General features: G+C 36.9%; 12 protein-coding genes and 3 pseudogenes. 1 reads left to right on the top strand and 14 read right to left on the bottom strand.

Annotated features, from left to right (window positions below; genetic code table 11):
• Positions 1-115: 115 nt before the first annotated feature.
• The 3 genes from D8M06_RS16710 to D8M06_RS16715 all read right to left on the bottom strand — a co-directional run bounded on the left by D8M06_RS16710 (position 116) and on the right by D8M06_RS16715 (position 1,585).
• Entirely contained in the window at positions 116-565 is a 450-nt protein-coding gene (locus D8M06_RS16710) for a DUF5946 family protein (protein WP_121205727.1), read from the bottom strand.
• A gap of 176 nt (positions 566-741) precedes the next feature.
• Entirely contained in the window at positions 742-945 is a 204-nt protein-coding gene (locus D8M06_RS20475; protein ID WP_421904649.1) for a DUF6980 family protein, read from the bottom strand.
• A gap of 220 nt (positions 946-1,165) precedes the next feature.
• A complete protein-coding gene (locus D8M06_RS16715; protein ID WP_121205728.1) occupies positions 1,166-1,585 on the bottom strand; it encodes a MarR family winged helix-turn-helix transcriptional regulator in 420 nt (139 codons plus the stop codon).
• Between the two features lie 12 nt (positions 1,586-1,597).
• On the opposite strand from D8M06_RS16715, the pseudogene D8M06_RS16720 reads away from it, so the two are divergent.
• Positions 1,598-1,883 (top strand): annotated as a pseudogene (locus tag D8M06_RS16720) (redoxin domain-containing protein); the annotation flags it as partial.
• A 47-nt stretch (positions 1,884-1,930) separates the two neighbouring features.
• Here the strand turns inward: D8M06_RS16720 and D8M06_RS16725 are convergent.
• From D8M06_RS16725 to D8M06_RS16790, 11 genes and pseudogenes are all read right to left on the bottom strand, one after another.
• Positions 1,931-2,293 (bottom strand): hypothetical protein, encoded by a 363-nt coding sequence (locus D8M06_RS16725; protein ID WP_241558976.1) that lies wholly within the window; start codon positions 2,291-2,293, stop codon positions 1,931-1,933.
• A gap of 263 nt (positions 2,294-2,556) precedes the next feature.
• Positions 2,557-2,760 carry a hypothetical protein gene (locus D8M06_RS16730; protein ID WP_121205729.1) on the bottom strand — a complete coding sequence of 68 codons (204 nt, stop codon included), beginning with the start codon at positions 2,758-2,760 and terminating at the stop codon, positions 2,557-2,559.
• Between the two features lie 116 nt (positions 2,761-2,876).
• A pseudogene (locus D8M06_RS16735) lies at positions 2,877-3,215 on the bottom strand (phosphotransferase); the annotation flags it as partial.
• A 950-nt stretch (positions 3,216-4,165) separates the two neighbouring features.
• Complete coding sequence (dnaB, locus tag D8M06_RS16745; RefSeq protein ID WP_241558977.1) at positions 4,166-5,443, bottom strand: replicative DNA helicase; 1,278 nt, start codon at positions 5,441-5,443, stop codon at positions 4,166-4,168.
• The gene (locus tag D8M06_RS16750) at positions 5,430-5,765 is read right to left on the bottom strand and encodes a hypothetical protein (protein WP_121205732.1); all 336 of its coding nucleotides are present in this window, start codon (positions 5,763-5,765) and stop codon (positions 5,430-5,432) included. Before D8M06_RS16750 ends, dnaB begins: the two co-directional genes overlap by 14 nt.
• Complete coding sequence (locus tag D8M06_RS16755; protein WP_121205733.1) at positions 5,762-6,610, bottom strand: DnaD domain-containing protein; 849 nt, start codon at positions 6,608-6,610, stop codon at positions 5,762-5,764. Before D8M06_RS16755 ends, D8M06_RS16750 begins: the two co-directional genes overlap by 4 nt.
• 173 nt (positions 6,611-6,783) lie before the next feature.
• Positions 6,784-6,954, bottom strand: coding sequence for a helix-turn-helix domain-containing protein (locus D8M06_RS16760; RefSeq protein WP_121205734.1), 171 nt, complete (start codon positions 6,952-6,954; stop codon positions 6,784-6,786).
• A 509-nt stretch (positions 6,955-7,463) separates the two neighbouring features.
• Positions 7,464-7,535 (bottom strand): annotated as a pseudogene (locus tag D8M06_RS16770) (SEC-C metal-binding domain-containing protein); the annotation flags it as partial.
• 516 nt (positions 7,536-8,051) lie between these two features.
• Complete coding sequence (locus D8M06_RS16780; protein WP_147404989.1) at positions 8,052-8,483, bottom strand: RpnC/YadD family protein; 432 nt, start codon at positions 8,481-8,483, stop codon at positions 8,052-8,054.
• A 3-nt stretch (positions 8,484-8,486) separates the two neighbouring features.
• Positions 8,487-8,891: an RpnC/YadD family protein gene (locus tag D8M06_RS16785; protein WP_147404990.1), complete on the bottom strand. Its 405-nt coding sequence runs from the start codon at positions 8,889-8,891 to the stop codon at positions 8,487-8,489.
• A gap of 7 nt (positions 8,892-8,898) precedes the next feature.
• A partial coding sequence (locus tag D8M06_RS16790; RefSeq protein ID WP_479680829.1) for an RpnC/YadD family protein occupies positions 8,899-9,304 on the bottom strand: 406 nt, incomplete at its 5' end.

The following is a 9,304-nucleotide window of genomic DNA, read 5'->3' on the forward strand; positions in this document are numbered from 1 at the left end:
TCAATATATATGTTACATAAATTACAAAGGAATAATAAACAACTCTGCCCCGTTCGTAAAAAAGCGACTGCCCTTATTTCGCAATCGCACCAGTTAGTTGAATGAGTAATCTGTATTATTTTTCTAAATCCTTTCTAACTTGTTCTTTCCATTTTTTTATTTTATTTATCGCATTTTCCTCTCCAGTTATATAAATATCCTCTATCGTCATGGACCAATTTCTATATATACGTTTTCTTTTGTTATTTGGCAGTGGATTTGTTATTTTATCTATCTTAGTCATGAGATTTCGATCTTTTCTAAGAATATATTCCGTGGGCCACTCATTATCATACGCTTCAGTGAATAATCTCACCATGAGCTTATACCCTTCTTCAGTATAGATAGAGGGGTGTTGAATCATATAGCAAGAAACGAGCCAAAAATGTAAAGCATATAATTCTGGGTCATTATGCTCCCAAACCAGTGGAAATTGAAACATCTCATAGCAGGAGAATCCATCTGTTTCCTTGGCCCTACATTCAATACATTTACCAAGAACCATTATTGTGTTATTGTCAACCATTTTAGATAATTCCTCCGTATAAGTTAATTTTACTTAACTATATTACTCTTTAACGTAACGTAAAGGTCAACATTTTTATTCATCTTCTGCCCTATTACTACAATAAATTTGAAAAAAAGTGCGTTAACTCATTTTGGGTTAACGCAACCGATAGTTGAAGAAGAAAGTATCCAAAATTATAGTTTCGCACCACACCATGGACAGAAATCTATTCCGATACTTGACGTTCCACCATCATGAATAATTAAACCATAGTCCTTATTCTTCTCATCGAATAGGATAATTTTGTCGGGACATTGTTTTAAAAGAGGTAATATAATGAAAAGCCAATGAACGGATGCAACGTCAAATTGAGAGTCTGAAAAATCAATGTCTTCAATATTTTCATCCTTCTACCGAATAATAGATGCAGGTGAACTAAATGTTCCTTTTAATCATCATCTTAAAAGCAACACGGAATTAAGTAGTGCCGAGTTAAAATAAATTGAATGTTGGAAGCCTGGGACTTTAGGGCAAATAATTTTAACTATTGGGATTGAACAATAGGAACTCCACAAGTTATCAGAGTTCCCATATTCTATTTAAAACAGCTCATATTCACTATTTCCAGTTCTGCAGTTTTCCACGAAGTATTTTTAACTGAGTCATCAATTGTTCGTATTCAGCTAATTCAATATTACAGGAACGCACTTCGCTGGAAATGGTTTGATTGATCGCACTTTTTTCTTCTAATGCCTTTGGCTGAATGAAAATAGAAACTTTCCGTTCATCACTCGCACTACGCTTTTTTTTCACCCAACCATTGGCTTCCATTCTTTTAATCATTGGAGTTAATGTTCCCGTACCTAAATTCAATCGCTCGCCCAATTCCTTAACTGTTAGCCCGTCCTTTTCCCATAGAGCTAATAAAACTAAATATTGAGGATAGGTAATACCAAAGGGATGAAGTGCTTTAGAATATAGTTTAGTAAATTGGCTACTCGCCTCATAAATGGCAAAACAAAGTCGAACGAATGACAAGGAGGAATCATATTGACTACTGTTTATGATTTTAATGTTAAAAAGGCAAACGGAGCGGAACAATCGTTAAAAGACTTTGAAGGAAAACCACTACTTATTGTGAATACTGCTAGTAAGTGTGGGTTGAGTGACTAATTTAAAGAGTTGCAAGAAATCTATAATACTTATAAAGAACAAGGATTTGAAGTTTTAGGGTTTCCATGCGGTCAATTTAACAACCAGGAATTTGGAATTTGATAGTATAGAGGAAACGACGGGGTTCTGCCAACTAAATTATGGGGTAACGTTTCCTATGTTTAAATAACAGCGATTGCCCTATTGGACAATCGCCGTTGTTTACATTGATTATTTAGTTCCTTTCTCACGGCTAATTCTCCGCTGGAAAAAGATAAAAATAGGTAGTGGAATAATAATCCATCCTAAACTTTTAACAAAGCTATTTAATGCACGTTGTTTTTCATTTTCGATTCGTTGTTCAACCATCACATCATATTGTCTCTTTAGTTCTTCTTCACTGATCTCTTCTTTTTCCTCATTATTTTCAAATTTCGGGTTATACTCTCTCATGTTTTTAAATTCTTCATAGGTTTCCGTATAAGTACCTGGGGAAACATAGTCTGCCACTGCCATAAAAGCAAACACCCCACCACCAATAACCATCACCAAAGTAATAAATGCCACAGCATAATGATACACTTGTCTTATCACATCATCTCGCTCCTCATCATTCAGATTGATTACTTGCTTCCCGACCACAATCATAGACAAAAACAAAGAATACCAATAGCAATATACCCAAGATTATGAACGTCACATACTCACCCACACTTTACTTATAATCAATACTTATTCGTTTTGAGAACTTCCTAATATTTATTCTCGCTCTTAAAACGTAAACACATGTATCTAGTTGTTAATGTTATTAATTCACAATTAATTGGCGACAGCTTCTTTTACACCACCTCGATTGATTAATGACCTTTATCCAAAAGCAGCAGCAAATAACTACTTCCTAATAGAAAAAATGCAATTTGAGTTACAACGTAGACGCTAAGCTCTACTGTTGTTAGTTTTCTTTCCCTCTTGATTTTCTTAAAATGAAGATAATAATAAATGGCACATAGGAACAACACAACTCCTGATACCTGAAAAATAATTTCTATGAAGCCAATCACAAAAATCTACCTCCCCTTAATGGCCTGATAGTTAAACAGATTCTCCCTTTACTATTTCTTCTTCCAGTAAACCGATCCCAATAGCATTATATTTTCAGACTAAGGGCTTTAAGTTTTCAAAGGACTCCCAACTCTTTCTTTGCCATTTGTTCATACTCCTCCATGCCAGACACGATTGCAAATTCAGCGATGGATACCGCGGATGCCGCATCAAGTTCGATAATATGCTCTTTCATCATTGGCCAGTAGTAGCCACCTGCTTCTTTATATGCAAGAATCAATGCTTCTAAACCTTCTTCTCCAAATGCTTTATAATTGAAAACAAAGTCAGTCGAAATATCTGTTACTTTAGCTTCGGTCCAGTCAATCAATCCAGTCACATTCGCATCCGTATCAATCATGATATGCCCGGCATGTACATCTCCATGAATTAGACCTGTTTTATTTGGCCACATTTATTTCTTTCCCACTATAATTCTATTTGATGGAACTCCTTAGCAACAATGAACTATAACAAAACCGAAGCACCAGCAATTAAGCCCATGACCAATCCAATTTTTATGCACCATTTCACTGTAATTGTCCATTTTTCACTTCCTATGGTAAAGTATTCTTTCATCCTATACCCTCCATCACTAAATTATTCTGTCTCATTAGCTTTTATTAAGTTCTTAATATGAAAACTATTTCTTTCATTATTAAGAAACAATCAGGATTACTCATCGGAATTCTGTTCTTTAGTTGTTTTCACATACGCTAAGAAAAAGATTAAGATCACGACACCTGTCAATAGACGTACCGAAAATCCAATTTACTCCCCCTTCTACTAAATTTTATTATGTCCTCATTTTGTTGATTCTTTTTTTAAAAATAACTTTCTTAAAAACAAAGTAAATTGGAATAAATATGACCAACCAAATGCCTAGATCAAGACTCCAAGACAACAGATTAAATGAGTCACTAAACATGTTGTATTCAAAATCCATTCGTGCAGTTGCCCATTCATGAATTAAACTGGTTAATACGATCATTATTGTTACTGATACAAATCTTTTCACGAAACTCTACGCTCCCTAAACAATCCTGTACCAAAACTTGTTAAGAGTTCCTGCCTAAAAGAATCTACTTTTTCATACGCTGTAAAACAGTTAATGTTTCATATCTAATTGCACAAACCTATTCTCCTACAATAAATTCTACAAATAGTAGTATTAATCCTTCTAGAATTATCGCATCCTTTAGCTTAAATATTATAGCTTATTATTTAAAAAGAATATCAACTGTTGTGCCGAGAACAACTGCTAATTTAATTGCTATTTCATTTGAAGGTCATTTTATATTACATTTTTAATAGGAAAAACAACATAAATCACCTTCTTATCATCTTCATTCCATTCCTGTGCTATCAGCTGTCTCCCACTCCCACCTCTTCAAATCTCCCGTACTCCTTCAAAAACGCTAACTCAATCGTCCCGGTCGGTCCATTCCGCTGCTTCGATAGAATCACTTCCATGATATTCGGCTTATCCGAAACCTTCTGATAGTAATCATCCCGATACAGAAAGGAAATGACGTCGGCATCTTGTTCAATGTTTCCGGACTCTCTTAAATCGGACATGAGTGGGCGTTTGTTCTGCCTGGATTCCACGCCTCTTGATAGCTGGGAAAGCAGAACAATGGGCACCTGTAATTCCATCGCGAGCATTTTCAGCTCTCTCGTAATTTCCCCAATTTCTAAATCCCGACGATCCTTTCTTAAGGTAGATGGGGTAATCAATTGCAAATAGTCAATGAGAATCAAATGGGAATCATCCGGTTGATCGTGCACCGTTTTTCGGATGGTAGATCGAATCGTAGATAACGTATTTTTCGTGTCATAGATAGCTAGTTTCCAGTCAGATACTTCACCAATCGCACGAAAAGCGTGGTCATAATCTTCCATGGAGAACGCCATGTTCCGCCATTTCCCAGCATTAATGAACCCTTCTGAAGAAAGCATCCGTTTCAGCAATTGCTTCGTTCCCATTTCTAAACTGAAAACTAGCGAAGAACCTTGATTCTTGCAATGTCCCGCTGCTAGATTTAAGGCAAAGGCAGTCTTCCCAACGGATGGCCTTGCCGCCACAATAATGAGATCTCCTTTTTGCAAGCCACCGGTCATCTGATCGAATTCGGATAATCCCGTCCTATTCCCTGTTTGAACCGGGGTTGAAGAGGTGAGCTCCTGACTGATTTCCATCAAGTAGTCATAAGTTGTCTTCTCCTGACCACTCGAACCAATCTCTCGATAAGTGGTCAATTGTTTGATAAGCAACTCCAACCCCTCTTCACTGGGATCTGTCACATAACGCCTGGCAGATTCCGTCGTCTTCCTCAACCGATACGCATCAAAAATTAACTGTTCATGATGTTTCAAAGATGCCGTACTAGCAACAGACTCGACCATCTCCAACAAATAAGTGGTTCCCCCCACTGCTTTAATACTCTTTCCGAGCATCGTGGTCACTGTCACTAAATCAATCTTTCTATTCTCATCCACCGCCTTTTTCATCGCTTGGAAAATCCGTTGATGCTTCCGATGATAGAAATGTTCCTCCTGCACCTCCAGCCCTCGAAACAAGGAGCCATCAAGCATAATAGCTCCCAGTAACGTAGCCTCTGCTTCGTAATTATGAATGTTCATGATAGGCCTTTTCCTTCAGCAGTCTCTCCAACTGTTGGTTAAATTTCCTTTTCGTTTCTAGTGGAACCTGGCTTGCTTCTTCCTCCCATTTCTTCAGGTTGTCTAAGTATGTATTGGGTACTTTTGGATACACCGCAATCTCTGCTAAAGTTGGGGCAAAGGCGTGTGCGGCGACAAATTGAGATAGCTTATACAGCACCCCCTGGTAATCCATTGGCAGAAGGAAGGGAATCAATAGGCTTGCCTTTTCGTTGGTGAGTTTATATTTCGGATAAAAATTTTCTATCGTCTTTAGCACTTGAATCGCTTCCTCTCTCGTCATCCAACCGTAACCCCCTTCGCGCTCATCCCCTCTAGAAAGGAAAAACTCAATGATGTCTCGCTGACAGAAAACTTGTCCTCAACATGAGAGGCACTACTCTGTTTATTCGCAAACTCACGAACCTGTTGAACCGTACGCAAATCTTTCGCTTCCCATTGCTGTAATATTTTCTCGATGTAGCTATACTTCTGCCCTCCATTTTTGACGGCCAACTGAATCGCTTCTTGGACAATTTCTTCGCCTATTTTCTCACACCAATTATCCAACCCATCTTGCACAATTGGGCGAAGCGTTTCAAAATTTTGTTCGAACACCAGAAGCAATTCCTCGCTCGCGCCTCCTCCTCTTCTTCCTCTTCTTCTTCTCTTTATTGATTGATTATTATATATAGAGTTAGAGATTGATTGGTTCTGGGATTGGTCCTGGAATTGGTCCCGGGATTGGTCCTGAGATTGGTCCTGGAATTGGTCCCGAAATTGGTCCTGAGATTGGTCCTGGGATTGGTCCCGGGATTGGTTCTGGGTTTCCTCCTCAGAACCATTCAAGTCACGATCTAGAAACTGATCAAAAGGAATAAATTGATAGACTGGCAATGTTCCCCTTTTTCCTGGTTTGTAAAGTATCAATTTATTTTTGACTAGTATGTTCCTAGCTTCTGCTACATGTTTCTTATCTTTAAATCCAGTCAACTTAATCAGGGTGTTATTAGGCACCTGAAAGCTTTCTTTGCCCTTTACCCAACTCTTCATATTTCGTAGCGTATACCATAATAAAATACTATCGGACGGTAGGTTATTTAAAAATAAATAATCGGCAAATTTAATCATTTCTTTTATATTATTCATGGACATTCTCTCCCTTTTCCTACTATTCTTTTTTCTTCTTTTTACTCTATTTTTTCTTCTTTTTACTCTATAAGTTACGATTCTTGTTCTTAACTGTCCTACCTATCCCCTGACCACTCCCAGCAGGTAACATAGATTCCTTAGCTACTAAAAAATGGGCAGGTAGACATTTTTTATTTTGCTTGATGTTGAATCCAGTCTTCCAGTACTTCTGGCAAGAACAAAATCTTGCTGCGAATACGAAGATGGGGAATCTTATTTTCCTTCACGAGATCATAGACCGTATCTGTATGTACCCCTAAAAATGCTGCCGTTTCTTTCACTGTCATCGTCCGACGTTGCATCGCTTCAACCTCCTTTCATATATATAATCGAAAAATATCGGAAGGAGGTGGGATTAAATTTGGTTATTTTTGGGTATTTTTTGGGGGAGTGGGGAGAGTTTTCCATTTTAGTTAGGTTTGGCCAAAGGTTAGTCCCATTCTTCTCTGTCACTTTGGTGAGGTGGGGGACTGATCCTTTAATAGGCTTTATGAGGAAAAATAGAAATTCTGCAAAAAAATCACAAGTGTTATACAACAATACTTGTGATTTTTACACTTTTTATTTATTCCAATTTAAACACTTGCAGCCAAGTTTAAAGGAGCAGAAATTGGTGCTGTCCCAATTTTACTTCTCTATCACGATAGTGAAGGGAGGAGGGACTGCCCCATTTATGTAGCTAGTAAATATTATTATTCACTGTAGAAACGATATTTAATAGTGCTGCATCTACCAGTCTAGTAATTTAAATGTAGTTATCATACCGGCAAAATTAAATAACAACAGAACCAGCCCTATACTCCCTACGTCATCATCCACAACACTTTTTATACTTCTTCCCACTACCGCAAGGACAAGGATCATTTCTACCGATTTTCTGTTCATTAATAACTGGTGATGAAACATTCTCTTCTGTGACTAAATCCTCAGATTCTACATACTCTGGCAATTTTTCTAGTTTTTTGCAGTAACGTTTTTCGTTATAAGATTTCTTATTATTGGTAACATCAAAAATCTCCTCGACTAATACAGAAGCAATCATTTCTTTTGCTTCTTGCCTTGTATAACCAATATCCAGTAATCTAGTTAAAGTCCTTTTCGTACACTTCGGGTCATTTGCACTTAATTGATTATCTACCACTTCTAACAATTGAGCCTTTAACCGATAATTAACCACTGCCATCCCTCCTCGTTTAAGATCATCATTTCATTTTGGTATCATCCATAGACTCACGATTATCATTCTTATGGTTATCCATACGTTCTCTAAAACTTGTTACGTTTTTAGGTTATGATAACTCACTAGGTATGAAATTACCACACATTAGAAATGAAGTGCCAGTCCCCCACTTTTCTATCACTTAAGTGATGTAGAGGGACTAATACTTTCACTCATCTATCACAATTCCATTTCTTTTTTTATTCTCTCTATTTCTTCCCTATCAACCCCTGATAGATCCGCAATTATTTCATCAGAAAATCCCTTTTGAAGCATGTTAGTAATTACTTTTTTAATGCCATGTTCTATTCCTTGTTCTAACCCTTGTTCTATTCCTTTTTCTATTCCTTCCTCTATCCCTTCCTTCTTCCCTTTCTCATAGTATACATTCGGATTTTTAAATAACTTTCTTGCTTCTTCTTTAGGGAGCTTTGCATTTTCTTCAGCCATTTGCTCTTCCTCCTTCGCATTTAGGTATAAATACGTATTAAAAAAACCATATAAAAGATCCATCCTAGCTGGGTCCATTTCCATTCTGCTTAACATAATTTCGTGTTCAATCCCCCAGTTCTCAACCACTTTTGCGTAATAGGGACTAACCTTTTCACTCACCAATCACAAATCCATTTCTTTTTTTATTCTCTCTATTTCTTCCCTATCAACACCTGATACTTCAGCAATTATTTCATCAGAAAATCCCTTTTGAAGCATGTTAGTAATTACTTTTTTAATGCCTTGTTCTAACCCTTGTTCTATTCCTTTTTCTATCCCTTCCTTCTTCCCTTTCTCATAGTACACATTCGGATTTTTAAATAACTTTTTTGCTTCTTCCTTAGGGAGCTTTGCAATTTCTTCAGCCATTTGCTCTTCCTCCTTCGCATTTAAGTATAAATACGTATTAAAAAAACCATATAAAAGATCCATCCTAGCTGGGTCCATTTCCATTCTGCTTAACATAATTTCGTGTTCAATCCCCCAGTTCTCAACCACTTTTGCGTAATAAAGGACTAACCTTTTCACTCACCAATCACAAATCCATTTCTTTTTTTATTCTCTCTATTTCTTCCCTATCAACACCTGATACTTCAGCAATTATTTCATCAGAAAATCCCTTTTGAAGCATGTTAGTAATTACTTTTTTAATACCATGTTCTATTCCTTCCTCTATTCCTTGTTCTAACCCTTGTTCTATTCCTTTTTCTATTCCTTCCTCTATCCCTTCCTTCTTCCCTTTCTCATAGTACACATTCGGATTTTTAAATAACTTTTTTGCTTCTTCTTTAGGGAGCTTTGCAATTTCTTCAGCCATTTGCTCTTCCTCCTTCGCATTTAAATATAAATACGTATTAAAAAAACCATATAAAAGATCCATCCTAGCTGGGTCCATTTCCATTCTGCTTAACATACGTAAAAATTCTAATTTCACTTTTACC

It is taken from the genome of Oceanobacillus halophilus (assembly GCF_003628505.1).
GTDB classification, from domain to species: Bacteria; Bacillota; Bacilli; order Bacillales; family Amphibacillaceae; genus Oceanobacillus; species Oceanobacillus halophilus.